The following is a 26,109-nucleotide window of genomic DNA, read 5'->3' as shown; positions in this document are numbered from 1 at the left end:
TTGTGGCCGTGAGCAGCAGCCCCGCCCCCGACGCCCTTCTCGGCCCCGCCGACGTCCGTGAACTCGCGGAAGTCCTCGGTGTGCGGCCGACCAAGCAGCGCGGGCAGAACTTCGTGATCGACGCGAACACCGTGCGCCGTATCGTCCGTACCGCAGACGTCGGGCCGGACGACGTCGTCGTCGAGGTCGGTCCGGGGCTCGGCTCCCTCACCCTCGCGCTGCTCGAAGCGGCGGACCGGGTGATCGCGGTCGAGATCGACGACGTGCTCGCCGGCGCGCTGCCCGCCACCATCGCGGCCCGCCTGCCCACCCGGGCCGACCGGTTCGCGCTGGTGCACTCCGACGCGATGCTGGTCGGCGAGCTGCCGGGCCCGGCGCCCACCGCGCTCGTGGCGAACCTGCCGTACAACGTCGCCGTACCCGTCCTCCTGCACATGCTCGAGACCTTCCCGAGCATCGAGCGGACCCTCGTCATGGTGCAGGCGGAGGTCGCGGACCGGCTCGCCGCGGGGCCCGGCTCCCGGGTGTACGGCGTGCCCTCCGTGAAGGCCAACTGGTACGCCGAGGTCAAGCGGGCCGGCTCCATCGGCCGTAACGTCTTCTGGCCCGCGCCCAACGTCGACAGCGGGCTGGTGTCGCTGGTCAAGCGCGCCGAGCCGATCAAGACCACCGCCTCCCGGCGCGAGGTCTTCGCCGTCGTGGACGCGGCCTTCGCGCAGCGCCGCAAGACGCTGCGGGCCGCCCTCGCCGGATGGGCCGGGTCCGCGGCCGCCGCCGAGGCCGCGCTCGTCGCCGCCGGGGTCTCGCCGCAGGCGCGCGGGGAGTCCCTCACCGTCGAGGAGTTCGCCCGTATCGCCGAGAACCGCGTCGAGCACGACACCGAGGAGCCGAACCGCCCGTGAGCGTCACCGTCCGCGTCCCCGCCAAGGTCAACGTCCAGCTCGCGGTCGGCGCCGCCCGCCCCGACGGCTTCCACGACCTGGCCAACGTCTTCCTCGCAGTCGGCCTCTACGACGAGGTGACGGTCACCCCGGCCGACGAACTGCGCGTCACCTGCGCGGGGCCGGACGCGGGGCAGGTGCCTCTCGACCGTACGAATCTGGCGGCGCGCGCGGCGCTGGCCCTCGCCGGGCGCCGCGGTGTCGAACCCGCCGTGCACATCCACATCGCCAAGGACATCCCCGTCGCCGGCGGCATGGCCGGCGGCAGCGCGGACGGGGCCGCGGCGCTGCTCGCCTGCGACACCCTGTGGGGCACCAACGCCTCGCGTGCGGAACTGCTGGAGATCTGCGCCGAGTTGGGCAGCGATGTGCCCTTCAGCCTGGTGGGCGGGGCCGCGCTCGGGACCGGGCGGGGGGAGAGGCTGCGGGTGCTCGACGTCGGCGGGACCTTCCACTGGGTCTTCGCGATGGCGGAGCGCGGGCTGTCCACCCCGGCCGTCTTCCGGGAGTTCGACCGGCTGGCCGAGGGGCTCGACGTCCCCGAGCCCGTCGCCTCGCAGGAGTTGATCGACGCGCTCGCGAAGGGCGACCCCGACGCGCTGGCCGCGGCCGTCTCCAACGACCTTCAGCCCGCCGCCCTCTCGCTCTTCCCGGAGCTCGCCGACACCCTCGCGGCCGGCCGCACCGCCGGTGCGCTCGCCGCGCTGGTGTCGGGCTCGGGCCCCACGACGGCGTTCCTGACCCGCGACCCGGAGGCCGCGCTGAAGGTGGCCGAGGCGCTGACGGCGTCCGGTACGTGCCGGACCGTGCGGACCGCGTCGGGGCCCGCGCCGGGGGCGACCGTGGTGGCTGGATCCTGACGTTCCCCTGACAATCCCCGGCTCCTCCTCAAACCCTTCACGCGGTAGGGGTTGACTGCATATATATGCAGGTCAGATGTTACCTACGCCACAATGTTTTAATGTTCATCAATAGCCTCCAAGGCCCTTTTCGCACCCTTCTGTGCCATGGCCGGGGCTGGCATGATCAGCCAACCCCGGTCCTCTGTTACCGGCGGTACTTCCGTGTGCGCGGCGACCCCCCGCCCGTGCCACGTGCGAGAGGAAATACCCCATGGGTCACATGGATCACTTCAGTGCCGGATGGGTCACCCCCGTCCTTTCCTATGTCATGGCGTGCGTCGGCTCGGCGCTGGGACTGCGCTGCACCCTCAGGGCCCTCGAGTCGGACGGCGCCTCGAAACGGAACTGGCTGACGCTCGCCTCCGTCGCCATCGGCTCCGGCATCTGGACCATGCACTTCATCGCCATGCTCGGCTTCACCGTCGAGGGCACGCCGATCCGCTACGACGTCCCGCTCACGGTGCTCAGCCTGCTGATGTCCGTCGGCGTGGTCGCGGCCGGTGTCTTCACCGCGGGGTACGGCAAGTCCCGGGTGACCTCGGTCGTCTTCGGCGGTCTGGGCACCGGCGTCGGTGTCGCCGCCATGCACTACACCGGCATGGCCGCACTCAATCTGCACGGCCAGGTCGACTACGACCCCGCCCTCGTCATCGCCTCCGTCGCGATCGCCGTCGTCGCCGCGACCGCCGCGCTGACGCTGACGCTGGTCGTGCGGGGCGGGGTGCTCGCCGTGCTGGCCGCGCTGGTCATGGGGCTCGCGGTGAGCAGCATGCACTACACCGCGATGTACGCGGTCGAGATCTCGCTCGCGCCCAGCAGTGCGGCGTTGCCGGGGGCGACGCCGACGGAGTTCATCTTCCCGTTGGCCGTGCTGCTCGGGTCGTTCCTGTTCCTCGCCGCCGCGTACGTCGCTCTGTCGCCGACCGGGAAGCGGCATGAGTCGGCCATCGCTGCGGAGATTCTCCGTGAGGTCGAGCTCGCGACTGCTTGAGCGCCAACGGACCTGCCACGCCTTGGGTTTCGGCGTCCGCGGGTCCGTTGTGGCTGGTCGCGCAGTTCCCCGCGCCCCTTTGGGGCGCGTTGTACGCACCGTAATTCCCTTGAACGAGGTTCCCCATGCGCGTTCTCCGCACCACGACCGGCAGACTCCGGCCCAGATCCGTCCGGGCGAAGATCGTCTCCCTGCTGATGCTGCCCATCGTGTCCCTCATGGCGCTGTGGGGCTTCGCCGCCGTGACGACCGCGTCCAGCATCGGGGACACCGAACGCGCCAAGGACGTCAACGCCGAACTCCTCACCCCCGTCAGCGGGTTCGTCACCGCGCTCCAGGCCGAGCGCACCGCCGTCATGCGGCGCGAGGACGCGCCCGCCGCGTACGCCACCGCCCGCAAGGCCACCGACAAGGCCGCGACCGCCCTGCTGGACGGCATCAACGCCTCCAGCTCGGACGCGGCCCTCCTCGACGCGAGCCTGCCGCGGCGCATCGAGACCCTGAAGGGCGAGGCCGGCCGGCTCGCCCAGCTCCGTACCGAGGCGGCCGCGAAGCCCTCGACGGCGTACACGACGTACACCGCGGTCATCGAGCACGCCTTCTCGGTCGCGGGCGGTCTGACCGGCGACCAGAGCACCGACGCCGCCTCCGACGCGCGCGTGGTGCTCGAACTCTCCCGGGCGCGCGAGGCGTTGGCCCGGGAGCAGGCGCTGCTGGGGGCCGCTCAGGCCGCCGGGACGCTGACGCGGCAGGAGTACGCGCAGTTCGTCGGCGCGGTCGCCACCCAGCGGCAACTGCTTCAGCCGGCGGCCGACGACCTCAAGCCCGCGCACCAGGCGGCGTACGAGGAGATCCTGTCCGGCGACGGATACGCCGGGCTCCAGGCGGTCGAGAACCGGGTGCAGAGCGCCGGTCCCGGTGCCTCGGCCGTGGCCTCGGGGCTGCTGACCGGCTGGGACACGGCGTCGGCCGGGGTGCTGAAGGAGCTGACCGCGGCCGAGAGCGCGGCCGGCATCGGCGCCACCGCCAAGGCCGACCCGTTCGGCTGGGACACCCTCGGCGCCTCCGGTGTCGCCGTGGTGCTGGGCCTCGTCGGTGTGCTGCTGTCGCTGCTCGTGTCCGTCCTCGTCGGACGCGGCCTCATCGTCGAACTGCTCGACCTGCGCAACGACGCCCTGGAGGTGGCCGGGCGCCGGCTGCCGCAGGCCATGCGCAAACTGCACGCGGGGCAGGGCGTCGACATCGATGCCGAGGCCCCCATGCGCCGCCTCGTCGGCGATGAACTCGCCCAGGTGGGCACCGCGCTGACCGCGGTGCAGCGCGCCGCGCTCAAGGCCGCCTCCGAGCGCGCCGAACTCCTCAGCGGCATCTCCGGCGTGTACGTCAGCCTCGCCCGCCGCAGCCAGGTCCTGCTGCACCGCCAGCTCGACCTGCTGGACGGAATGGCGCGCCGGCAGCGGGACCCGAACGAGCTCCAGGACCTGTACCGCGTGGACTACCTGGCCACCCGGATGCGCCGCCACTCCGAGTCCCTGCTCATCCTGTCCGGCATCGCGCCCGGCCGCGGCTGGCGGGACCCGATCCCGCTGGCCGACGTGCTGCGGGCCGCGGTCGCCGAGGTCGAGAACTCGTCCCGGGTGCAGATCTGGGCGGTGCCGAAGGTGTCCGTGGTGGGCGGCTCGGTCGCCGACGTCATCCATCTGCTCGCCGAACTCGTCGAGAACGCCTCGGCGTTCTCGCCGCCCAGCACCAAGGTGCAGCTGCGTGCGGCCCGGATGCGCGACGGCGTCCTCATCGAGGTCGAGGACAGCGGCTTCGGCATGAACGAGCAGGCCCTCGCGGACGCCAACAGCAAGATCCAGTCCGAGAAGGTCGACCTCCTCGACGCCAAGCAGATCGGCCTGTTCGTGGTGAACCGGCTGCGCGAGCGCCAGGGGCTGCGGGTGGAGCTGCGCGCCTCGCCGGGCGGCGGTGTCACCGCGGCGGTCTTCATCCCCGAGCCCCTGACGCGCGACGACATGCCGGTCGGTGAGCAGGTCTTCGGCGGGCGCGGACTTGCCCCGGCCGCGGCGCTGATCCCGCAGCAGCGGATCACCGGCGCCGGGGCCTGACGCGGTCTTCGCCCGATCTCCACACGATCTACTGCGGACGCAGTACGTGGTGGACACCAGGGGCCCCTAGGGTCACTTGATACTTCAAGCGCCACGGACGCCCCGCGAGGTGCCACCAGCACCCCGCGAGGTGCCGCCGGCGCCCTTCAAGTGAACGCATCGGAAGGCACGTCCGTGTCCGAATCCCCCACCCCCGCCTCCCACCGCAGGAAGCGGCCCCTGTCCCGTCGTGGCGTGATCGGAGCCGCCGGAGCCGTGGCCGCCGGGGCCGCCCTGACCCCGGTGGTCTTCGCGGCCACCGACTCCGACTCCGGTTCGCAGCCCGAGGCGTCCGGCACGACGCCGGAGACGTTCCCCACGACCCGCTCCGACGCGGCCACCGGCGCGGGCACGGCCACCACCGCCTTCGCCGCCTCCTACGTCGGGGTCCGCTGGGCCGGCGCCCAGGACGGCGCCGCCCTGCGGCTCCCGGACGGCGACTGGCGGACGCTGAGCGGCGGCTGCGCCACCGTCGACGACGGCGGTACGGCCCTGGTCGCGGCCGGCTCCACCACGTCGTACGAGGTGAGGGCGGCGGACGGCACGACGGACGTGCGCTCGCTCGCGATCGACACCACCGACGGCCCGAAGCGCACCTTCAAGGTGCCCTCGGAGCCCACGCGCGTGCGCGGCGTGCGCTACCTCTCGCGGCCCGCGTGGGGCGCGGACGAGTCGAAGCGGTACAAGAACGGCGTGGTCAACTCGCCGGAGAAGTACTACGCGTTGCAGACGATCACCGTCCACCACTCGGACACCCCGAACGGCGACGCCGATCCCGCCGCGACCGTCCGGGCGATCTACGAGTACCACGCGGTCACCCTCGACTGGGGCGACATCGGCTACCACTTCCTCATCGACGAGGCGGGCACCGTCTACGAGGGCCGCTACTCCGGTGACGACAACGTCCCCGCCTTCAACGCCGACGGCGACCTCGTCACCGCCTTCCACACCGCCGGCTACAACTCCGGCAACCTCGGCATCGCCCTGCTCGGCACCCTCACCGACCAGGGTCCGACGGACGCGGCCAAGGCCTCGCTGGTCCGTCTGATCAAGGTGATCTCCCGCTTCAAGGGCCTGGACCCGCAGGCGAAGGTCACCTTCACCAACCCGGTCAACGGGGTGACCAAGGACGTCGAGACGGTCAGCGGCCACCGCGACTGGCTCCAGACGGACTGCCCCGGGCAGACGATGTACGACCTGCTGACCGAGGTGCGGGCGGCGGCCGCCCGCTGACAGTCGTGCGCCCCGGGCGGTCGTGCTCCCGGGGCGCACACCCGCCGCTAGAACGTCAGCTTCCAGCTGCTGTTGATGTAGCCCGCGTCCGGGACGGACACGTCGGTCGTCGACTCGAGGGCGGTGCCGGTGACTTGGAGCAGCAGGTTGGGGCTGCCGGTGCCGACGCCGGTGAGGGTGGAGGCGGAGGCCGCCGAGACCAGTGCCGAGGAGACCTGAGCCGGTGTGGCGCCCGGGTTCTCGCCCAGGAAGACCGCGGCCGCGCCGGCCACGTGCGGGGACGCCATCGACGTACCGGAAAGACTCGCGGTGGCGGAGTCGGACGTGTTGTGCGTCGAGGTGATGCTCGATCCCGGCGCGAACAGGTCCAGTGCGGAGCCGTAGTTGGAGTAGCTCGCGCGCGCGTCCGCGCTGGTCGAAGCGCCCACCGTGATCGCCGTCGAGACCCGGGCCGGGGAGTTGGAGGACGCGGTGGTGCTGTCGTTGCCCGCCGCGACCGCGTAGGTGATGCCCGCGGCGACGGAGTTGGCGACCGCCGCGTCAAGGACGGAGTCCGCGTCGCCGCCCAGCGACATGTTGGCGACCGCCGGGAACCGGGCGTTCTCGGTCACCCAGTCGATGCCCGCGACCACGCTGTCGGTGGTGCCGGAGCCGTCGTCGTCGAGGACGCGGACGGCGACGATGTTCGCGGCCTTGGCGACCCCGTAGGTGGCGCTCGCGACGGTGCCGGCGACGTGGGTGCCGTGGCCGTTGCCGTCCTGGGCGGTGGAGTCGTCGTCGACGGCGTCGTAGCCGTAGGAGGCGCGGCCGCCGAAGTCGGTGTGGGTGATGCGGACGCCGGTGTCGATGACGTACGCCGTGACGCCACCGCCCGCGCTGGACGGGTAGGTGTAGGAGGAGTCCAGCGGCAGGTCCGCCTGGTCGATGCGGTCCAGGCCCCAGGTCGGGCTCGTCTGGGTGTCGGTGATGTGGACCGTCTTGTTCTGGGTGACCGAGGCGACGGCCGGGTCGGCGGCGAGCCGCTTGGCCTCGGCCTCGGTCATGTCGGTCGCGTAGCCGTTGAGCGCCTTCCTGTAGGTGCGGGTGACCTCGGCGCCGTAGCGGGTGGCGACCGCCTTGCCCTTGGCGGAGGCGGCCTTCGTGTCCGGCTTGAGGGTGACGATGTAGCTGTCCTTGATGGCGCCCCGGGCGTCGGCGCCCAGGAGCACGCCCTCGGCGGGGGTGGCGGAGGCGGGAGCGGTGGCGCCGACCGCGAGCAGGGCGGCGGCGGAGACGAGCGCGGCGAGGGCTCCGCGTCTGCGTCGGAGTGCGGGGGACTGCTGCACGAACATGGGGGTGGGGCCCCTTCCGGGCGGTTTGATGAGGTCACGTCAATTGGGGAATCCCTACGTCCGGGTAACGGCCGTGGGGAGGGTCGACCGGCGGCCGGACTACCCTGGAGGGTCGAGCATCCCCCTTGTCAGGAGAGAAATGGCCGTCAATCTGGTCAATGTCGAGAACGTCAGCAAGGTGTACGGCACCCGTGCCCTGCTCGACGGCGTGTCGCTCGGCGTCTCCGAGGGCGATCGCATCGGTGTCGTCGGCCGAAACGGTGACGGCAAGACCACCCTGATCCGCATGCTCGCCAAGCAGGAGGAGGCCGACACCGGCCGCGTCACCCACTCCGGCGGGCTGCGCAGCGGGATCCTCACCCAGCACGACTCCCTGGACCCGACCGCGACCGTCCGCCACGAGGTCATCCGGGACCTGGCCGACCACGAGTGGGCGGGCAACGCCAAGATCCGCGATGTGCTGACCGGTCTCTTCGGCGGCCTCGACCTGCCCGGCTTCCCGCAGGGCCTGGACACCGTCATCGGCCCGCTCTCCGGCGGTGAGCGCCGCCGTATCGCGCTCGCCAAGCTGCTCATCGAGGAGCAGGACCTACTCGTCCTCGACGAGCCCACCAACCACCTCGACGTCGAGGGCATCTCCTGGCTCGCCCGCCATCTGCGCGAGCGCCGCTCCGCGCTCGTCTGCGTCACCCACGACCGCTGGTTCCTCGACCAGGTCTGCACCCGCATGTGGGACGTGCAGAAGGGCGCTGTCTACGAGTACGAGGGCGGCTACTCCGACTACGTCTTCGCGCGCGCGGAGCGGGAGCGCATCGCCGCCACCGAGGAGACCAAGCGGCAGAACCTGGTCCGCAAGGAGCTCGCCTGGCTGCGCCGCGGCGCCCCGGCCCGCACCTCCAAGCCGCGCTTCCGCGTCGAGGCCGCCAATGAGCTCATCAAGGACGTGCCGCCGCCGCGCGACAGCAGCGAGCTGATGAAGTTCGCGTCCTCGCGGCTCGGAAAGACGGTCTTCGACCTGGAGGACGTCACCGTCCAGGCCGGCCCCAAGGTGCTGCTCAAGCACATCACCTGGCAGCTCGGCCCCGGCGACCGCATCGGCCTGGTCGGTGTCAACGGCGCCGGCAAGACCTCCCTGCTGCGCGCCATGCGCGACGCCTGGCGCAGCGAGGGCGAGACACAGCCCGCCGGCGGGCGGGTCGCCGTCGGGAAGACGGTCAAGCTCGCCTATCTCTCCCAGGAGGTCGCCGAACTCGACCCGAACCTGCGGGTCCTGGAGGCCGTGCAGCGGGTGCGTGAGCGCGTCGACCTCGGCAAGGGGCGCGAGATGACCGCCGGACAGCTGTGCGAGACGTTCGGCTTCAACAAGGAGAAGCAGTGGACGCCGGTCGGCGATCTGTCGGGTGGTGAGCGGCGCCGGCTCCAGCTGCTGCGCCTGCTGATGGACGAGCCCAACGTCCTCTTCCTCGACGAGCCCACCAACGACCTCGACATCGAGACCCTGACCCAGCTGGAGGACCTCCTCGACGGCTGGCCCGGTTCGATGATCGTCATCTCCCACGACCGCTTCTTCGTCGAGCGCACCACCGACCGGGTCTTCGCCCTCCTCGGCGACGCCACCCTGCGGATGCTGCCGCGCGGTATCGACGAGTACATCGAGCGCCGCCACAAGATGGAGGAGGCCGCGGCCGCCGCCGCGCCGGTCGTCCAGAAGGCCGCGCCCGACCGGAGCGCCGCCGACCAGCGGGCCGCCAAGAAGGAGCTCCAGAAGATCGAGCGGCAGCTCGACAAGATCTCCGAGAAGGAGACCAAGCTGCACGCCCAAATCGCCGACAACGCCACGGACTTCGCGAAGGTGGCCGAACTCGACGCCACGCTCCGGGACTTGGCCGGTGAGCGCGAGGAGCTGGAGATGCGCTGGCTGGAACTCGCCGAGGACGCGTGAGGATCGGCAGGGCGGCGCTGGTGGGCGGCGCGCGCGCCGTGTGAAGGGGGCGTGAAGGCGCATAACGGGGGCATCACGGGGCCGTACTCCCTTGGACACAGGGGGTGATACGGCCCGGTGCTGTGTCGGTGCCGAGTGATAGAAAGAGCCGTCTGAGAACTTTCTGAGTACGACTCTGAGTCCGTTACGTACCTCAGGGCGTGGCTAAAAATCAGTGAACGAGGGGGAACGCGCTGATGACCCAGCCGCCCGGTTTTGGAGCACCGCAGGACCAGCCGCCGCAGGGTGGCTTCGGCGCGCCGCCGCCTCCACAGGGGCCGCCGCAGACGCCGCCGCCACCGCAGGGACCGCCGCAGCCCGGCTACGGCTATCCCCAGCAGCCTCCTTCCGGCCCGTACGGCCAGCCTCAGCAGCCGGGGCCGTACGCCCAGCCCCAGCAGCCGGGCCCCTACGGCCAGCCCGGTCCCTACGGTCAGCCCCAGCCGCCCGGCCCCTACGGCCAGCCCGGCTATGGCTATCCGCCCCAGCCGCAGTACCCCGGCGGCCCCGGCACCCCGCCGTCCGGTTCGCGAAACCCCTTCAAGGGCAAGCCAGCCCTCGTCATCGCCGCGGCCGTGGCCGGGCTGCTGGTGGTCGGCGGCACCGTGTGGGCGGTCGCGAGCGGCGACGACGACCCGAAGAAGCCGGTCGCCAAGGAGAGCGAGAGCGCCAAGCCGTCCGCCTCCGACGACCCGGTCAACCCGGGGTACGGCGACGGTGGCGGCGGCGAGGAGCAGACGGACCTCAACGAGGGGCGCCAGTCCGGCGAGTCGAAGGTGCTCTGGTACAAGGACGCACCCGACGCCCCCGGCAACGGCGCCGACGCCCCCGGCATGTGGATCACCGACAAGACCGCGGTGAAGGCGGCCTACAAGCAGCTCTTCGCCTACAACGTCGGTGACGGCAAGCCCTCCTGGGACCCGATCACCTTCGACCAGAAGATCTGCGCGACCACCCCGCAGCAGACGGCCGCCGGCAAGATCGTCGTCGCCTACATGAGCGGCAGCAGCGACCGCGCGGAGTGCAACCAGCTCCAGGAGATCGACCTCAACACCGGCGAGAAGGGCTGGAGCGGCGAGGTCGGCGACGGCGAGCTCTTCGACAGCACCCTCCAGATCGAACTGTCCGTCACCGGTAAGACGCTGATGGTGGGACGCTCGATGTCGGGCACCGCGTACAACGTCGAGACCGGCAAGAAGCTCTTCGACAAGGCGAAGTACGGCGACGCCTGCTTCCCCAGCGCCTTCGCGGGCGGTGCCAAGCTGATCGCCGTCTCCTCCTGCGACGCCTCCGGTGACAACGAGCACGACGAGGTCCAGGAGCTGGACCCGACGACCGGCAAGGTCAAGTGGACCCAGAAGTTCGACAAGGGCTGGCGGGTCGCGCGCGCCTACTCCCTCGACCCGCTGGTCATCTACAGCACCAACGAGGACAAGAACAGCTGGAACATCTCCACGTTCACCGACGGCGGCAAGTTCCGCTCCCAGGTCGCCTTCGACGAGGACTTCGCCCCCGCCTGCGACTGGGCGATCTTCGCGCGTGACCTGACGGGCTGCACGGGCGCGGTCGCCGACGCGGACACGCTCTACCTGCCCACCGAGGCCACCTCCAGCGCCAACGAGATCGTGGCGATCAACCTCTCCAACGGCAAGGAGAAGTGGCGGGTGAAGTCCCCGGTGGACGAGTCGATGCTGCCGCTGAAGATCGAGAACGGCAAGCTCATCGCCTACGTCCAGCCGTCGTACGACGCGGGCGGCCAGATCGTCTCCCTCGCCACCACCGGCTCGGACCACAAGCCGGTCAAGCTGCTCCAGAACCCGGCGGGCATCGCCGACATCGAGGACGGCTTCTACTCCAAGGCCGTCGACTGGGTCGACGGGCGCTTCTACCTCTCGACCACACGGCTGAGCGGCAACGACGACACGCAGGAGAAGTTGATGCTCGCCTACGGCAAGTAGCCCCGCACCCCGTCACGTTCCCGCCGCCGTCCCCACTTCTCGAGGTACCCGCGTCATGACCCAGCCGCCGCCCCCGCCGCCCAACCAGCCCCCGCCCGGGGGAGGGTTCGGCCCGCCGCAGGACCAGCCGCCGCAGCAGCCCGGCTTCGGAGCCCCGCAGCCGCCCGCCCAGCAGCCCGGTTACGGATACCCCCAGGCACCCCCGCCGCCGCAGGGCGCCCCGCAGACACCCCCGCCCCCGCAGGCACCGCCCGCGGACCCGGGCTACGGCTACCCCGGCCAGCAGCAGCCCTCGTACGGCCAGCCGCCGAACCCGTACGGACAGCAGCCCGGCGGCTACGGCCAGCCGCCCAACCCCTACGGCCAGCAGCCCGGTTACGGCTACCCGCAGCCGACCATGCCGCTGCACCCCCAGCCCGGTCAGCCGGCCGGCGGGCGGAAGATCAGTCCGCAGCTGGCGATCATCGTCGCGGCGGTCGTGGCGATCGCGCTGATCGTGGGCGGCGGTGTCTGGTACGCCTCCTCCTCCGGCGACGACAAGAAGGACACCGCGAGCACCAGCGGCGGCACCGGCGGTGGCGGCGACGAGAAGGGCGGCACCGGCGGCACCTCCAGCAAGGGCGACGAGAAAGTCCCGGCCAGCACGGCCGCGTCCGTCCTCTTCCAGGTCCCGCAGCCCAAGCCGCCGGTCGACACCACGTACACGGTGAACGGCTCCTGGCTGACCGACACGGTCTACGCCAAGAGCGGCATCGCCGAGATCGTCGGCTACGACCCCGCCAAGGGCACCAAGCTGTGGACGATCAAGCTGCCCGGCCCGGTGTGCCAGGCCAGCCGCCACGCCACCGAGAAGGGGCTGACGGCCATCGCCTACGAGCCCGCGATGCCGACGAAGGAACGTACGGCCGGCTGCAGCCAGGTCGCGGCGATCGATCTGAACGCGGGCAAGAAGCTGTGGACCAAGACCGCCAAGTCCGGTGACCGGCTGATCCCCTGGGACAACGTCACCGTCAGCGCGAACACCGTCGCCGCGGGCAGCACCAGCGGCGGCGGCGCCTGGGACATCGACAGCGGCAAGTCGCTGTGGGCCCCGAAGCCGACCGACACCTGCTACGACGCGGGCTACGGCGGCGGCGAGAAGCTGGTCGCGGTCCGCAAGTGCGGTTCCTACGGCCAGCGCCAGCTACAGATCCAGACCATCGACCCGGCCTCCGGGAAGGTGATCTCCGAGTACAAGATGGCGACGGGCATCGAGTACGCGAGCATCGTCTCCACCGAGCCGCTCGTGGTGGCCGCCGAGGTCGGCGAGGTCGAGGGCGCGCAGGGCATCTCGGACGTCTTCGCCATCGACAACAAGACCGGCAAGCTGCGCTCGCGCATCTCGGTGGATCCCGAGAAGTACGTGGCCCGTTGCGACGGCATCACCAAGATCGAGTACTGCTCCCAGATCGTGGTCGGCAACGACCGGATCTACCTGCCGACCGAGGAGCGCGAGGTCACCGGCAGCGACTACTCCCGGACCAACTCGATCGTCGCCATCGACCTGGCCAGTGGCAAGGAGACCGGCCAGCGCGCCGACGCGGGCGACGGCTACACGCTCTCCCCGCTGCGCATGGACGGCGGCAACGTGCTGGCGTACAAGCGGCCGCCGTACGACAAGGGCGGTCAGATCGTGACGATCGACGGCGGCACCTTCAAGGAGACGAAGCTCCTGGAGAACCCGGCGACGGAGGCGGTGCGCGACGTGGAGACGAGCATGCTCCCCGAGTACTCCGAGATCCTCTACCACGACGGACGGCTGTACATGGCGCAGGTCTACGCGAGCGACTTCGGCAGCAGTTCGACCGAGAAGGAGTACCTCGCGGTCGCCTTCGGAGCGAAGTGATCGCTCAGCGGGTGTGAATCCGCTGGTGGCCACGGCCCCGTCCCTGCTCAGGGGCGGGGCCGTGCGCGTACCACCCATCAATCTCGAATGCCGGAAATTCCGTCGATCCGGGGCACTTCTCACCAGTAGGGGGAGCGCAACGTCGAACAAGCGTGTAGCTTCCGGGGGCATGAAGAGCGGGGGAGCCGGGAGGGGGCTTCTGTCCGTGCGATCAGTGGGCATCCATAGGGGAGCAGCCACGGCGGGGCATGGGGATCGTTGCATGGGGATCCATTGGGGGGACTGGGGGGTTGCTCGATGGGAGTGCGGCTCATGGTGGTCGACGACCACCGTCTGCTCGCGGAGGCGCTGGCCTCGGCGTTGAAGCTGCGCGGGCACCGGGTGCTCGCCGCGGCGGCACCCGCCGCGGGCGCGGCGGAACTGGTGATCACCCGGGCGCCCGAGGTGTGCCTCCTGGGCACGGCGACACCGGCCGAACCGGGCATCTTCGACCCGGTGGTGAAGATCAAGCGGGACCGTCCGCAGGTGGCGGTCCTGGTGCTGGGCCCGGTACCGAGCCCGCGGGGCATCGCGGCGGCCTTCGCGGCCGGTGCCTCCGGCTATGTACGCCATGACGAGCGCATCGAGGGCGTCGAGCGGGCGATCATGAAGGCGCGGGCGGGCGAGGCGGCGGTCGCGCCCCAGCTCCTGCAAGGCGCCTTCAGCGAACTGCTCAACCCGGCCGCCCAGCCCGACGACGAGGGCCAGCGCCTGCTCCAGATGCTCACCCCGAGGGAGGTGGAGGTCCTGGTGCGCGTCGCCGACGGCGAGGACACCAGGCTCATCGCGGCCGGCATGGGCATAGCCCCCTCCACCGCCCGCACCCATGTCCAGCGGGTCCTGATGAAGCTGGGCGTCGGATCACGACTGGAGGCGGCGGCCCTGGCGGCCCGCACCGGACTCCTGGACCGGGCGGGCCCGGTACCGCACGCGTCTCCGGAGACGGGCGGGGGGCTGGAGCTCTGACCCGGCGTCCGCGCGGGACGTGCGACAGGGCCGGAGCCCCCGTGGACTCCGGCCCTGTCGGGTGCCGCTACTCGGTCGGGTTCTCGTTCTCCGAGAGTTCGGGCACGACCGGCGGTGGTGTGGGGCGGAGCTTCAGCCACACCAGGAAGAAGATGCCGAGGAGCAGCATCCCGAGGCCGGTCCAGAGGTTGATGTTGACGCCCTCGGCCTTGTCGAGGGTGGCGTCGGACGGGTTGATGCCGGCGATCGTGACGATGACGCCGTAGAGGACGAACAGGCCGCCGATGATGAGGCGCAGGTCGAAGATGCGGGCCGCGGTGGCGGACTTGGCCTGTAGTTCGGCGACTTCCCGCTGGACGTCCTTGTCGGAGTATCCGGAGTGGTCGGACATGGTCTCTCAGGCTCCCTTCCGGGGCACGGTCAGAACGAGAACGGGATGTAGCAGGCGGCCGCCAGGATCACCGCGCCCCAGCCCAGCAGGGCCGGCTTGCGGTACCAGGCGTCGTCGCCCTCGGCCGGCGCCTCGGACATACCGGGGGAGCGGGTGCCGTAGACCAGGCCCTGGAGCTCCTCGGCGGGCTTCGGAGCGGTGAAGAGGGATACCGCGACCATGACCACCGCGCCCGCCACGAAGCCCACGATCGCCGAGACGAAGTTGGCGCCCTGGTCCGAGGGGATGTCGACGATGCCCTGCTTGTAGATCCAGAAGTAGTTCACCATCGCCGCCACCGTGCCCGCCAGCAGACCCCAGAAGCCCGACTTCGCGGAGGCGCGCCTCCAGAACATGCCGACGATGAAGACGACGAACATCGGCACGTTGAAGAAGGAGAACAGCGTCTGGAGGTAGCTCATGATGTTCGAGAAGGACGACGCCAGGAACGCCGTGCCCACCGACGCCGCCACGCCGATCACCGTGATCAGGCGGCCGAAGCGCACGTAGTAGGTGTCCTCGCGGCCCTGCTCCACGTACCGCGCCCAGATGTCGTTGGTGAACACCGTGTTGAAGGACGACACGTTCGCCGCCATGCCCGCCATGAACGCGGCCAGCAGACCGGTCACCGCGATGCCCAGGACACCGTTGGGCAGCAGCTGTTCCATCAGGTAGGGGATCGCGTCGTTGTACTGGTAGCCGGACTCCTCGGTACCGAAGCCGGGGATCAGGGCCGCGGCCGTCAGGCCCGGGATCATCACCAGGAAGACGATGAAGATCTTGGGGTAGGCGGCGATCAGGGGGGTCCGCTGGGCCGCGCTCAGGTTCTTCGCCGACAGCGCTCGCTGGACCTCCGCGAAGTTCGTCGTCCAGTAGCCGAAACTCAGCACGAATCCCAGGCCCAGCACGATCGTCAGCCAGTTCGCGCCGAGCGGATTGTCCGAGCCGATGCCGGTGCCTCCCCAGGCCGTCGTGAAGTCGGCGCCGTGCTCGGCCGTCAGCTTGTCCGTCAGGCCGCCCCAGCCGCCCACCTTCTTCAGGCCCAGCACCACGATCGGGATGAGGGCCGCGAGGATCACGAAGAACTGGAGCACCTCGTTGTAGATCGCCGACGACAGACCGCCGAGCGTGATGTACGCCAGCACGAACGCGCCCGCGACCACGATCGCCACCCACTGCGGCCAGCCGAGGAGGGCCTCGACGACGATCGCGAGGGCGTACAGGTTGACCCCGGAGATCAGGATCGCGGCGAAGGCGAAGAGCGCCGAGCTCAGCAGGTGCGCCCACTTGTCGAAGCGCAGCAGCAGCATCTCGGGGACCGAGCGGACCTTGGAGGAGTAGTAGAAGGGCATCATCACCAGGCCGAGGAAGACCATGGCCGGGATGGCGCCGATCCAGTACCAGTGCACGGTGTAGACGCCGTACTGAGCGCTGTTGGCGGCCATGCCGAGGATCTCGGTGGCGGCCAGGTTGGCGGAGATGAAGGCCAGGCCGGTGATCCAGGCGGGCAGGGAGCGCCCCGAGAGGAAGAAGTCGAGGCTGGTCTTCACCGAGCGGCGGGCCGCGAAGCCGATGCCCAGGACCACCACGAAGTAGATGCCGAGAATCGTGTAGTCGAGCCAGTTGGTGGGGAGCCGTAGCTCGGCCGCTAGATATGTGCCATTTGTAATGGTTTGCATGAGCAGCCATTCAACCCTTCCGCTGGTGCACTTTGTTTGATTCCGCCGTTGACGCGACTGTCGAGTTATGGTTACTTGTGTTTAGTTCTGTTTGAGTGAAGGAGTCCGGCGGTGAAGAAGACCTCGACCCGACTGGCCGACGGTCGCGAGCTCATCTACTACGACCTGCGCGACGACACCGTGCGGGACGCGGTGGACCGCCGTCCGCTGGACAGGACGGTCACCACGTCCGAGGTCCGCCGTGACGTGCTGCTCGGCGACTCGGTCGCGATCGCCTCGCACCGCCAGGGCCGCACCTACCACCCGCCGGCCGACGAGTGCCCGCTGTGCCCCTCGCAGGGCGAGCGGCTGAGCGAGATCCCGGACTCGTCGTACGACGCCGTGGTCTTCGAGAACCGCTTCCCCTCGCTGGCCGGCGACTCGGGCCGCTGCGAGGTCGTCTGCTTCACCTCCGACCACAACGCGTCGTTCGCCGACCTCACCGAGGAACAGGCGCGGCTGGTTCTCGACGCGTGGACGGACCGGACGTCGGAGTTGTCTCATCTGCCCTCCGTGGAACAGGTGTTCTGCTTCGAGAACCGCGGTGCCGAGATCGGTGTGACCCTGGGTCACCCGCACGGGCAGATCTACGCGTACCCCTTCACCACCCCCCGCACCGCCCAGATGCTGCGGTCGGTCGCCGCCCACAAGGAGGCGACGGGCGGGGAGAACCTCTTCGACGCCGTCCTGGAGCGCGAACTCGCCGATGAGCGGGTCGTCCTGGAGGGTGAACACTGGGTGGCCTTCGTGCCGTACGCCGCGCACTGGCCCTACGAGGTCCACCTGTACCCCAAGCGCCGCGTCCCGGATCTGCTCGGCCTCGACGAGGACGCGCGCTCAGAATTCCCCAAGGTTTATCTGGAACTCTTGAGGCGCTTCGACCGGATCTTCGGCGAAGGTGAGCCTCAGACGCCCTACATCGCGGCCTGGCATCAGGCCCCGTTCGGCGCGTTGGAGGAGTTCGAGGGCGTCAGCCGTGACGACTTCGCGCTCCACCTGGAGCTTTTCACCATCCGCCGTACGCCCGGCAAGCTGAAGTTCCTCGCGGGTTCCGAGTCCGGCATGAACGTGTTCATCAACGACATCCGGCCGGAGGCCGCGGCCGAGCGACTGCGAGAGGTAGCGAGTTCATGAGCGGTAAGTACCTGGTCACCGGTGGCGCGGGCTATGTCGGCAGCGTGGTCGCCCAGCATCTGCTGGAGGCGGGCCACGAGGTCGTCGTCCTCGACAACCTGACGACCGGCTTCCGCGAGGGCGTCCCGGCCGGCGCGTCCTTCATCGAGGGCGACATCCGCGACGCGGGCAAGTGGCTGGACGGCTCCTACGACGGCGTCCTGCACTTCGCCGCCTTCTCGCAGGTCGGCGAGTCGGTCGTGAAGCCCGAGAAGTACTGGGACAACAACGTCGGCGGCACGATGGCGCTCCTCGGCGCCATGCGCGAGGCGGGCGTGCGCACGCTCGTCTTCTCCTCCACGGCGGCCACGTACGGCGAGCCGGAGCAGGTGCCGATCGTCGAGTCCGCGCCCACGAAGCCGACCAACCCCTACGGCGCCTCGAAGCTCGCCGTCGACCACATGATCACCGGCGAGGCGGCCGCCCACGGCCTGGGCGCGGTGTCGCTGCGCTACTTCAACGTGGCGGGCGCGTACGGCGAGCAGGGTGAGCGCCACGACCCGGAGTCGCACCTCATCCCGCTGATCCTCCAGGTCGCACAGGGCAAGCGGGAGGCGATCTCCGTCTTCGGCGAGGACTACCCGACGCCGGACGGCACCTGCGTGCGCGACTACATCCACGTCGCCGACCTGGCCGAGGCCCATCTGCTGGCCCTGAAGGCGGCCACCTCGGGCGAGCACCTCATCTGCAACCTCGGCAACGGCGAGGGCTTCTCCGTCCGCCAGGTCATCGAGACCGTCCGTCAGGTCACCGGCCACCCGATCCCCGAGGTCGTGGCCCCCCGCCGGGGCGGCGACCCGGCGACCCTGGTGGCGTCGGCCGCCGCCGCCCGCGAGAAGCTGGGCTGGAACCCGTCCCGCGCGGATCTCGCGGGGATCGTCGCGGACGCGTGGGAGTTCACGCAGAAGATCGCAAGGGAGCAGTAGTGGGGCAGCAGGTGCGGGACGGTTTCGTCGAGCTCTACGGAACCGAACCCGAAGGTGTCTGGTCGGCGCCGGGCCGCGTCAACCTCATCGGTGAGCACACCGACTACAACGACGGCTTCGTGATGCCCTTCGCGCTGCCGCACACCGCCGTCGCGGCGGTCTCGCGGCGCACGGACGGCGTCCTGCGGCTGCACTCCGCGGACGTCGAGGGCGGTGTCGTGGAGCTGCGTCTCGACGAGCTGACGCCGGAGTCGGACCGCGCCTGGACGGCGTACCCGTCCGGTGTGCTCTGGGCCCTGCGCGAGGCCGGGCACGCGGTGACCGGCGCCGACATCCATCTGTCGTCGACGGTCCCGGCGGGCGCGGGCCTGTCCTCGTCGGCGGCGCTGGAGGTCGTGGTGGCCCTGGCCGTCAACGACCTGTTCGAACTGGGCCTGGAGCGCTGGCAGCTGGCCCGTCTGTGCCAGCGCGCGGAGAACGTCTACGTCGGTGCCCCGACCGGCATCATGGACCAGACGGCCTCCGCCTGCTGCGAGGACGGCCACGCGCTCTTCCTCGACACCCGCGACCTGTCCCAGAAGCAGATCCCCTTCGACCTGGCGGCCGAGGGCATGCGCCTGCTGGTCGTCGACACCCAGGTCAAGCACTCCCACAGCGAGGGCGAGTACGGCAAGCGCCGCGCGGGCTGCGAGAAGGGCGCGGCACTGCTGGGCGTGGACGCGCTGCGGGACGTGCCGTACGGCGAACTGGACGCGGCGCTGGCCCGGTTGGGCGACGAGGAAGAGGTCGTACGGCTGGTGCGGCACGTCGTGACGGAGGACGAGCGCGTGGAGCGGGTGGTGTCCCTGCTGGAGTCGGGCGACACCCGCGCGATCGGCCCGGTCCTGGTCGAGGGCCACGCCTCCCTGCGGGACGACTTCCGTATCTCCTGCCCCGAGCTGGACCTGGTCGTCGACACGGCCCTCGCGTCCGGCGCCCTGGGCGCCCGGATGACCGGCGGCGGCTTCGGCGGCTCGGCGATCGTGCTGGCGGACGTCGCCGACGTGGACACCATCACCAAGGCGGTCGAAGAGGCCTTCGCCACCGCCGGGTTCACGGCGCCGCGCGTGTTCGAGGCGGTGCCGTCGCCGGGGGCGCGCAGGGTCTCCTGAGGTTCTCCGCTTCCCGTCAGCCCCGTGCTCCTCACCGAGCGTGGGGCTGACCCTTGTTCTGCCCGAACCCGCCCGGGGCCCGGTGCGTGCGAACACGATGTGGGGATTGTCCCCGAGTCGTTCGGAGACCGTAACTCCCCGGCCAGAACCGCCCGTTCCGTGTGACCGTGGGGCATATCGCCGTGAGCGGAGGGGGATGTCATGGCTGTGCAGGACGGTCCTCAGGATCCACCGCGCAAGGAGCCGGGGTGTCTGAGGGGGCTGGTGGCCCTGGTCGTGTTCATCGGGATCGTCTATGCGATCTGGTGGTTCACGGGCGGCAAGGACGGCGACGACGAGGCCTCCTCCGCGCCGTCGGTGTCCGCCTCGGCCACCGGGGACGGCGGTGGCAGTTCGGGGGAGTGGAAGGTCGGGGACTGCGGTGGTCCCGATCCGGACCGGGCTCCCCGCGGGTACCGGGCGTTCGACTGCGACGACTCCGAGGCCACCTTCAAGGCGCTGAAGATCATGGACGGCAGCATCCTGCCCGCCGCGGTCCAGTGCCCGGCGGGCACGGACGTGATCATCGAGGTGTCGATGAGCTTCGGGTCCGACGAGGGGACGGGCGGCGGCATCCCCACCGACACCGTCTGCGGACGCAACCTCTCCGACGACCACCCCGGTGACGCGGGCGCGGGCGGCGGGCAGCTGGTGAAGGGGGACTGTGTCGCCGCGGACGTCAAGGAGATCGCGTGCGACCGGGCGGGTCCCGGTGACCTCAAGGTGCTCGGGCTCGTCGAGGCCGCCACCGCCCGGTGCCCCTCCGGCACCACCGACCCCATCCAACTGACGATCGTGGTGGGACGGCCGTACGACACCGTCTGCGGCCGCGGGCTCTAGCCGATCCGCTTCGTCAGCGTGTACTCGGTGATCCCCGGCGGATAGTCGGGGATCACGCACACCACGTCGTACCCCCGCTTCCGGTAGAACTCCGGTGCCTGGAAGTCCCAGGTCTCCAGACGCGAGTTCACACACCCCCGCTCGTCGCGGGAGACGGCCTCCGCGGTCGCGAGCAACTGCGAACCCAGGCCCGCCCCCCGCCACCGGTCGTCCACCCACAGGTAGGTGACATGCAGCCATGCCGTCCAGGTGTGGCCGACCAGACCGCCCGCCACTTCGCCCGTCCCGTCCAAGGCCCAGACGTGGAGCGGAAGTTCGCGTTCACCTGGGGTTCCGCGCAGGGCGCGCAGGATCGGGGAGGCCGCCGTGTTCGTGTCGCGGAGCCGTCGGTGGAGCAGATCGCGTCGGCCTCTGTCGACTTCTGTCTCAATGCGAAACATGCGGCTCACCATAAACGTGCTGGACAGCCAGTTCTGCAAATTACCTTCCGCTCCCGGCCCCCGGCCGTACCCTGATGAACAGCACCGGTGGGGGCCGGTGCTGATCAGGGGGCGAGACAGTCGGGTACGGCGCCCGAAGTGGGGGTAGCAGTTCGTGCACGGCGGCGGCCGTGCGGCCATCGCGCTTCGGACGTCGTACCTGCGCCGGTCTTTTCCGTCTCCCGACGATGGGGTATCCCCTGCTCTTACAGAGCTTGGGGAAGGGGGTTTCGTGGTTCGCATCCGAGTCCTGGTCGTCGACGACCATCGCATCTTCGCCGAGTCGCTCGCCGCCGCCCTGGCCGCCGAGCCCGACGTCGACGTCTCCGCCGCCGGCAGCGGTCCCGCCGCGCTGCGCAGTCTGGAGCGCGCGGCCGCCGAGGGGCGCCGCTACGACGTGCTGCTCGTCGACGCCGATCTGGGCGGCAATGTCCAGGGCATCCGGCCCGCCGTGCCCGTACAGGAGGGCAATGAGGACGGGGTCGTCGACGGCATCTCGCTGGTGGCCGGGGTGCGTTCCTCGCAGCCCGGGGTCCGTATCGTCGTCCTCGCCGAGAAGGACGACCAGCGCCGTGCCGCGCTCGCCCTGCAGGCCGGGGCGTCGGGGTGGGTGGCCAAGGACTGCTCGCTGTCCAGACTGCTCACCGTCATACGAGGGGTGCTGAGGGACGAGACGCATCTGCCGCCCGCCCTGCTCACGGGGGTCCTCAGGGAGCTCACCGCCGCACGCAAGCACCGCACCGAGAGCGAGCGGCTGGTGGAGTCCCTGACCCCGCGCGAGCGGGAGGTGCTGCGCTGCATGGTCGCCGGTCTGGGCAGAAAGGCCGTCGCCGAGCGGCTGTTCCTCTCGCCGCACACCGTCCGCACCCATATGCAGAACGTCCTCGGCAAGCTCGGCGTGCACTCCACGCTGGCCGCCGTCGCACTCGCCCGCCGTGCCGGGGTGGGCCCGGTCGACCTAGCCGGGGATGTTGTCGAACGGGGCGGTCAACTGGCGTAGCAAACCCGCCAGTTCGCCCCGCTGGGCCCGGGAGAGCTCCGCGAGGATCGCGCGCTCCTGGTCGAGCAGTCCGGCGAGGGCCTGGTCCGCGCGGTCCTGGCCCTCGTCCGTCAGCCGGACCAGCACGCCACGGCGGTCCGAGGGGTCCGGAAGCCGCTCCACCAGGCCCTTCTTGGTCAGCCGGTCGATGCGGTTGGTCATCGTGCCCGAGGTGACCAGAGTCTGCGTCAGCAGCTGCCCCGGGGAGAGCTGATACGGCGTTCCCGCGCGCCTGAGCGCGGTGAGGACGTCGAACTCCCAGGGCTCCAGGCTGTGCTCGGAGAAGGCCAGCCGACGTGCCCGGTCCAGGTGCCGGGCCAGCCGGCTCACCCGGCTGAGCACCTCGAGCGGTTCCACGTCGAGGTCAGGGCGCTCCCGGCGCCATGCTGCGACCAGCCGATCGACCTCGTCCTCCATGGCGATCAGTCTAGTGGTTGTGTCGATGTGGAGTCTCTTGACGTGAAGTCTCTTGACGTCAAGATAAATCGGGAGTCACAGTGGAGCCATGACGACTTGGGACCCCGCCCAGTACCTGCGCCACGCCGACCACCGCGCCCGCCCCTTCGCGGACCTCCTCGCCCGCGTCCCCGGCCTGCCCGCCGAACAGGCGCCCCGCATCGCCGACCTCGGCTGCGGCCCCGGCAACGTCACCGCCGTCCTCGCCGACCGCTGGCCCACCGCCCGCATCACCGGCTACGACAACTCGCCCGAGATGCTCGACCGGGCCCGCGCCGAGCACGAGGGCCCCACCCCGGGCGGCGGCCGCCTCGACTTCGCCCACGCCGACGTCCGCACCTGGGCGCCCGCGCAGCCGTATGACCTCATCGTCAGCAACGCCACGCTCCAGTGGGTCCCCGGCCATGTGGAGCGCTTCGCCGACTGGATCGCGGGGCTCGCGCCGGGCGGCACCTTCGCCTTCCAGGTGCCCGGGAACTTCGGCGCCCCCAGCCACCAGCTGATGCGCGAACTCGCCCACACCGCGGGGCTCGGCGACCTGCTGCGCCACGACGACGCCGTCCTGACCCCCGAGACCTACCTGGAGCACCTCACCGCCCTCGGTTGCACGGCCGACGTGTGGGAGACGACGTACATCCATCTCCTCACCGGCGAGGACCCGGTCCTGGACTGGGTGAAGGGAACGGGACTGCGGCCCGTCCTCACCGCGCTCGCCGACGATCCCGAGGCCCGCGACGACTTCGTGCACCGCTACCGCGACGCCCTGCGCAAGGCCTATCCGGCGGGAGCGCACGGCACCCCCTTCCCGTTCCGCCGGATCTTCGCCGTCGCCCGCAAGGCCGCGTGATGCTCACCGCCGTCGACCACGTCCAGCTCGCCGCGCCCCCGGGCTCGGAGGAGCGGCTGCGGGCGTACTACGTCGGAGTGCTCGGCATGACCGAGGTCCCCAAGCCGCCGGTGCTCGCCGCGCGCGGCGGGTGCTGGTTCCGGGCGGGGGCCGTGCAGCTGCATCTGGGCATCGAGGAGGCCCCCGCCGGAGGCGGAAAATGTCACTGTCGGCCCGCCCGGAAGGCCCACCCCGGGCTGCGGGTCACGGACATCGAGACGTACGAGGCAAGGCTTGAGGCCCGCGGTGCGACGGTGACCTGGGACGCCGACCTGCCGGGACACCGGCGCTTCTACGCCGACGACCCCGTCGGCAACCGGCTGGAGTTTCTGGAGCCGGTTGTTTGAGCCGCCCCGCGCAGGCCACTCGCTGGAGTGACAGCGGGGGGACGATCCAGCCGGGAGTGAGTGACGTGGCGAAGGAACAGAAGGCCCGGGCGAAGAAGGAACAGGCCAAGGGCAAGGCCAAGGAGACCATGGGCCGCGCGGTCGGCAACGAGCGGATGACCGCCGAGGGCCGCACCGAACAGGCCAAGGGCGACGTGCGTCAGGCCAAGGAGAAGACCAAGGACGCCTTCAAGCGGTGACTCAGCGGGGCGCCGGAGGGCTCAGCTCTTCCGGCGCCCTATCAGGTGCGGCTTCTGCTCCAGGCCGTCCAGCCCGTGCCACGACAGGTTCACCAGGTGCGCGGCGACCTCCGCCTTCTTCGGGCGGCGCACGTCCAGCCACCACTGCCCGGTCAGGGCGACCATGCCGACCAGGGCCTGCGCGTACAGCGGGGCCAGCTTCGGGTCGAAGCCGCGGCTCTTGAACTCACGGCCCAGGATGTCCTCCACCTGGGTGGCGATGTCCGAGATCAGCGAGGCGAAGGAACCCGTCGACTGCGGGATGGGCGAGTCACGGACCAGGATGCGGAAGCCGTCCGTGTACTCCTCGATGTAGTCCAGGAGCGCGAAGGCCGCCTGCTCCAGGAGTTCGCGCGGATGGCCGGCCGTCAGGGAACTCGTCACCATGTCGAGCAGGCGCCGCATCTCACGGTCCACGACGACCGCGTACAGGCCTTCCTTGCCGCCGAAATGCTCGTACACCACCGGCTTGGACACCCCGGCCTTCGCCGCGATCTCCTCCACCGACGTGCCCTCGAAGCCCTTGGCGGCGAAGAGGGTGCGACCGATCTCGAGCAGCTGCTGACGGCGCTCGGCCCCCGTCATCCGGGTGCGGCGCGTGCGCCTCGGCTTCTCATTGCTCTCGTTGCTGCTTGAGTCGGTCGCCACGGCGTCAATCATGCCGCCTTCGCGGGCTCCTTCCCGCGTCGGGAGCCGCCTTCGTCGGTGTTACGGCGTGAATCGATACGTGAGCGTGACGGCCAGCGGACGTCGTACGCCCAGCCGAACATCTCGAACCAGCGGATCAGACGCGCCGAGGAGTCGATCTGACCGCGCTCCACCCCGTGCCGCGCGGAGGTCGGGTCGGCGTGGTGCAGGTTGTGCCACGACTCACCGCAGGACAGGACCGCCAGCCACCACACGTTGCCCGAGCGGTCCCGCGACTTGAACGGCCGCTTGCCCACCGCGTGGCAGATCGAGTTGATCGACCAGGTCACGTGGTGCAGGAGGCAGACGCGGACGAGCGAGCCCCAGAAGAACGCCGTGAAGGCGCCCCACCACGACATCGTCACCAGACCGCCGACCAGCGGCGGGATGGCCAGGGAGAGCATCGTCCAGAAGATGAAGTCACGGGAGATCCGGCGGATCGCCGGGTCCTTGATCAGATCCGGCGCGTACTTGTCCTGCGGGGTCTGCTCCTCGTCGAACATCCAGCCGATGTGCGCCCACCACAGGCCCTTCATCAGCGCCGGAACCGTCTCGCCGAACCGCCACGGGGAGTGCGGGTCACCCTCCGCGTCCGAGAACTTGTGGTGCTTGCGATGGTCGGCGACCCACCGGACCAGGGGCCCCTCGACCGCCATCGACCCCGCGAGCGCCAGCGCGATCCGCAGCGGGCGCTTGGCCTTGAAGGAGCCGTGCGTGAAGTAGCGGTGGAAGCCGATCGTGATGCCGTGACAGCCGAGGAAGTACATGAAGACGAGCAGACCGAGGTCCAGCCAGCTCACTCCCCAGCCCCACGCCAGCGGCACGGCCGCGAGCACGGCGAGGAAGGGGACGATGATGAAGAGCAGCAGGGTGATCTGCTCGAGCGAACGCTTCTGCTCGCCGCCCAGGGTTGCGGACGGCATCGAGGGATCGTCGGGCGCGTCCGGGGCGTCTTCGATCACATCGGAGCTTGTGGTCATGGGGCGTCCCCTGTGGGGTTCGAGGGTTTTGTGACAAGGGCCTGGTCAACGGAGCCCATGGAAGTAAAGCGGGACTTCCCTACGGTTCCGTAACCTACGGCATCGTAAGTATGGCAGCGCGTCGCCCGACGGCAAGAGCCCGAGAGTCTGCGCGTCCGCACGGACACCTATCCTGGAGTCGTTCGGACAGCGCGGTCCGCTCTCATTTCTTCCCGGATGTCCGGTCCGTATGCGGCAGCCGCCGTGTGACCGATACCGGGTTCCCCTCCCGGACGAGCTTCAACACTGCAAGGAGCCGCACCT

Annotated in this window: 23 protein-coding genes and 1 pseudogene; 17 read left to right on the top strand and 7 right to left on the bottom strand. The window is 70.4% G+C overall.

The window, feature by feature from the left end; genetic code table 11:
* Positions 1–8 precede the first annotated feature (8 nt).
* From rsmA to ACFY0U_RS13330, 5 genes are all read left to right on the top strand, one after another.
* On the top strand, positions 9–902 hold the full coding sequence (gene rsmA, locus ACFY0U_RS13350; RefSeq protein ID WP_388634597.1) for a 16S rRNA (adenine(1518)-N(6)/adenine(1519)-N(6))-dimethyltransferase RsmA: 894 nt from the start codon (positions 9–11) through the stop codon (positions 900–902).
* Complete coding sequence (locus ACFY0U_RS13345; protein ID WP_388634595.1) at positions 899–1,801, top strand: 4-(cytidine 5'-diphospho)-2-C-methyl-D-erythritol kinase; 903 nt, start codon at positions 899–901, stop codon at positions 1,799–1,801. Before rsmA ends, ACFY0U_RS13345 begins: the two co-directional genes overlap by 4 nt.
* A gap of 253 nt (positions 1,802–2,054) precedes the next feature.
* On the top strand, positions 2,055–2,834 hold the full coding sequence (locus ACFY0U_RS13340) for an MHYT domain-containing protein (protein ID WP_388634593.1): 780 nt from the start codon (positions 2,055–2,057) through the stop codon (positions 2,832–2,834).
* A gap of 125 nt (positions 2,835–2,959) precedes the next feature.
* Positions 2,960–4,945, top strand: a complete 1,986-nt coding sequence (locus ACFY0U_RS13335) for a nitrate- and nitrite sensing domain-containing protein (RefSeq protein WP_388634591.1) — start codon at positions 2,960–2,962, stop codon at positions 4,943–4,945.
* A 174-nt stretch (positions 4,946–5,119) separates the two neighbouring features.
* The gene (locus ACFY0U_RS13330) at positions 5,120–6,217 is read left to right on the top strand and encodes a peptidoglycan recognition family protein (RefSeq protein ID WP_388634588.1); all 1,098 of its coding nucleotides are present in this window, start codon (positions 5,120–5,122) and stop codon (positions 6,215–6,217) included.
* Positions 6,218–6,285: 68 nt separating this feature from the next.
* On the opposite strand, the pseudogene ACFY0U_RS13325 reads toward ACFY0U_RS13330, so the two are convergent.
* Positions 6,286–7,548: pseudogene (locus ACFY0U_RS13325) on the bottom strand (S8 family peptidase); the annotation flags it as partial.
* 139 nt (positions 7,549–7,687) lie between these two features.
* Here ACFY0U_RS13325 and ACFY0U_RS13320 point away from each other — a divergent pair.
* The 4 genes from ACFY0U_RS13320 (at position 7,688) to ACFY0U_RS13305 (ending at position 14,377) form a co-directional block, all read left to right on the top strand.
* On the top strand, positions 7,688–9,490 hold the full coding sequence (locus tag ACFY0U_RS13320) for an ABC-F family ATP-binding cassette domain-containing protein (RefSeq protein WP_388634585.1): 1,803 nt from the start codon (positions 7,688–7,690) through the stop codon (positions 9,488–9,490).
* Between the two features lie 236 nt (positions 9,491–9,726).
* Entirely contained in the window at positions 9,727–11,487 is a 1,761-nt protein-coding gene (locus tag ACFY0U_RS13315) for a PQQ-binding-like beta-propeller repeat protein (RefSeq protein ID WP_388634582.1), read from the top strand.
* Positions 11,488–11,542: 55 nt separating this feature from the next.
* Positions 11,543–13,372: a PQQ-binding-like beta-propeller repeat protein gene (locus tag ACFY0U_RS13310; protein ID WP_388634579.1), complete on the top strand. Its 1,830-nt coding sequence runs from the start codon at positions 11,543–11,545 to the stop codon at positions 13,370–13,372.
* Positions 13,373–13,669: 297 nt separating this feature from the next.
* Positions 13,670–14,377 (top strand): LuxR C-terminal-related transcriptional regulator, encoded by a 708-nt coding sequence (locus ACFY0U_RS13305; protein ID WP_388634576.1) that lies wholly within the window; start codon positions 13,670–13,672, stop codon positions 14,375–14,377.
* Between the two features lie 67 nt (positions 14,378–14,444).
* Here ACFY0U_RS13305 and ACFY0U_RS13300 read toward each other — a convergent pair whose 3' ends face one another.
* Complete coding sequence (locus tag ACFY0U_RS13300) at positions 14,445–14,768, bottom strand: hypothetical protein (protein ID WP_388634573.1); 324 nt, start codon at positions 14,766–14,768, stop codon at positions 14,445–14,447.
* 29 nt (positions 14,769–14,797) lie between these two features.
* Positions 14,798–16,486 carry a sodium:solute symporter family protein gene (locus ACFY0U_RS13295; RefSeq protein ID WP_388634570.1) on the bottom strand — a complete coding sequence of 563 codons (1,689 nt, stop codon included), beginning with the start codon at positions 16,484–16,486 and terminating at the stop codon, positions 14,798–14,800.
* 111 nt (positions 16,487–16,597) lie between these two features.
* Here ACFY0U_RS13295 and galT point away from each other — a divergent pair, with 111 nt between their 5' ends.
* The 4 genes from galT to ACFY0U_RS13275 all read left to right on the top strand — a co-directional run bounded on the left by galT (position 16,598) and on the right by ACFY0U_RS13275 (position 20,654).
* Positions 16,598–17,659, top strand: coding sequence for a galactose-1-phosphate uridylyltransferase (gene galT / locus ACFY0U_RS13290; protein WP_388634567.1), 1,062 nt, complete (start codon positions 16,598–16,600; stop codon positions 17,657–17,659).
* Positions 17,656–18,624: a UDP-glucose 4-epimerase GalE gene (gene galE / locus ACFY0U_RS13285; RefSeq protein WP_388634565.1), complete on the top strand. Its 969-nt coding sequence runs from the start codon at positions 17,656–17,658 to the stop codon at positions 18,622–18,624. The genes galT and galE overlap by 4 nt, the downstream gene beginning before the upstream one ends.
* Positions 18,624–19,775, top strand: coding sequence for a galactokinase (gene galK, locus ACFY0U_RS13280; RefSeq protein ID WP_388634562.1), 1,152 nt, complete (start codon positions 18,624–18,626; stop codon positions 19,773–19,775). The genes galE and galK overlap by 1 nt, the downstream gene beginning before the upstream one ends.
* Before the next feature lie 201 nt (positions 19,776–19,976).
* Positions 19,977–20,654, top strand: coding sequence for a hypothetical protein (locus tag ACFY0U_RS13275; RefSeq protein WP_388634559.1), 678 nt, complete (start codon positions 19,977–19,979; stop codon positions 20,652–20,654).
* Here ACFY0U_RS13275 and ACFY0U_RS13270 read toward each other — a convergent pair.
* On the bottom strand, positions 20,651–21,106 hold the full coding sequence (locus ACFY0U_RS13270) for a GNAT family N-acetyltransferase (RefSeq protein ID WP_388634556.1): 456 nt from the start codon (positions 21,104–21,106) through the stop codon (positions 20,651–20,653). The genes ACFY0U_RS13275 and ACFY0U_RS13270 overlap by 4 nt on opposite strands.
* 259 nt (positions 21,107–21,365) lie before the next feature.
* Here ACFY0U_RS13270 and ACFY0U_RS13265 point away from each other — a divergent pair, with 259 nt between their 5' ends.
* Positions 21,366–22,133, top strand: a complete 768-nt coding sequence (locus ACFY0U_RS13265; RefSeq protein ID WP_388634553.1) for a LuxR C-terminal-related transcriptional regulator — start codon at positions 21,366–21,368, stop codon at positions 22,131–22,133.
* On the opposite strand, the gene tamR is transcribed toward ACFY0U_RS13265, so the two are convergent.
* The gene (gene tamR, locus ACFY0U_RS13260) at positions 22,092–22,589 is read right to left on the bottom strand and encodes a MarR family transcriptional regulator TamR (RefSeq protein WP_266891343.1); all 498 of its coding nucleotides are present in this window, start codon (positions 22,587–22,589) and stop codon (positions 22,092–22,094) included. The genes ACFY0U_RS13265 and tamR overlap by 42 nt on opposite strands.
* 88 nt (positions 22,590–22,677) lie before the next feature.
* Between tamR and ACFY0U_RS13255 the strand changes: the two genes are divergently transcribed.
* The 3 genes from ACFY0U_RS13255 to ACFY0U_RS13245 all read left to right on the top strand — a co-directional run bounded on the left by ACFY0U_RS13255 (position 22,678) and on the right by ACFY0U_RS13245 (position 24,100).
* Positions 22,678–23,475 carry a trans-aconitate 2-methyltransferase gene (locus ACFY0U_RS13255; protein WP_388634551.1) on the top strand — a complete coding sequence of 266 codons (798 nt, stop codon included), beginning with the start codon at positions 22,678–22,680 and terminating at the stop codon, positions 23,473–23,475.
* Positions 23,475–23,861 carry a VOC family protein gene (locus tag ACFY0U_RS13250; protein ID WP_388634549.1) on the top strand — a complete coding sequence of 129 codons (387 nt, stop codon included), beginning with the start codon at positions 23,475–23,477 and terminating at the stop codon, positions 23,859–23,861. Before ACFY0U_RS13255 ends, ACFY0U_RS13250 begins: the two co-directional genes overlap by 1 nt.
* A gap of 65 nt (positions 23,862–23,926) precedes the next feature.
* Positions 23,927–24,100: a CsbD family protein gene (locus ACFY0U_RS13245; RefSeq protein WP_388634546.1), complete on the top strand. Its 174-nt coding sequence runs from the start codon at positions 23,927–23,929 to the stop codon at positions 24,098–24,100.
* Positions 24,101–24,121: 21 nt separating this feature from the next.
* Here the strand turns inward: ACFY0U_RS13245 and ACFY0U_RS13240 are convergent, their stop codons facing one another.
* Positions 24,122–24,799 (bottom strand): TetR family transcriptional regulator, encoded by a 678-nt coding sequence (locus tag ACFY0U_RS13240; RefSeq protein ID WP_388634543.1) that lies wholly within the window; start codon positions 24,797–24,799, stop codon positions 24,122–24,124.
* Positions 24,796–25,806, bottom strand: a complete 1,011-nt coding sequence (locus ACFY0U_RS13235; protein ID WP_388634541.1) for an acyl-CoA desaturase — start codon at positions 25,804–25,806, stop codon at positions 24,796–24,798. The genes ACFY0U_RS13240 and ACFY0U_RS13235 overlap by 4 nt, the downstream gene beginning before the upstream one ends.
* Positions 25,807–26,109: the final 303 nt, after the last annotated feature.

Source organism: Streptomyces sp. NPDC001536, from assembly GCF_042894505.1.
Lineage (GTDB): Bacteria > Actinomycetota > Actinomycetes > Streptomycetales > Streptomycetaceae > Streptomyces.
The sequence above is the reverse complement of the archived record's forward strand: the minus strand, read 5'-3'. Positions and strand labels throughout refer to the sequence as shown.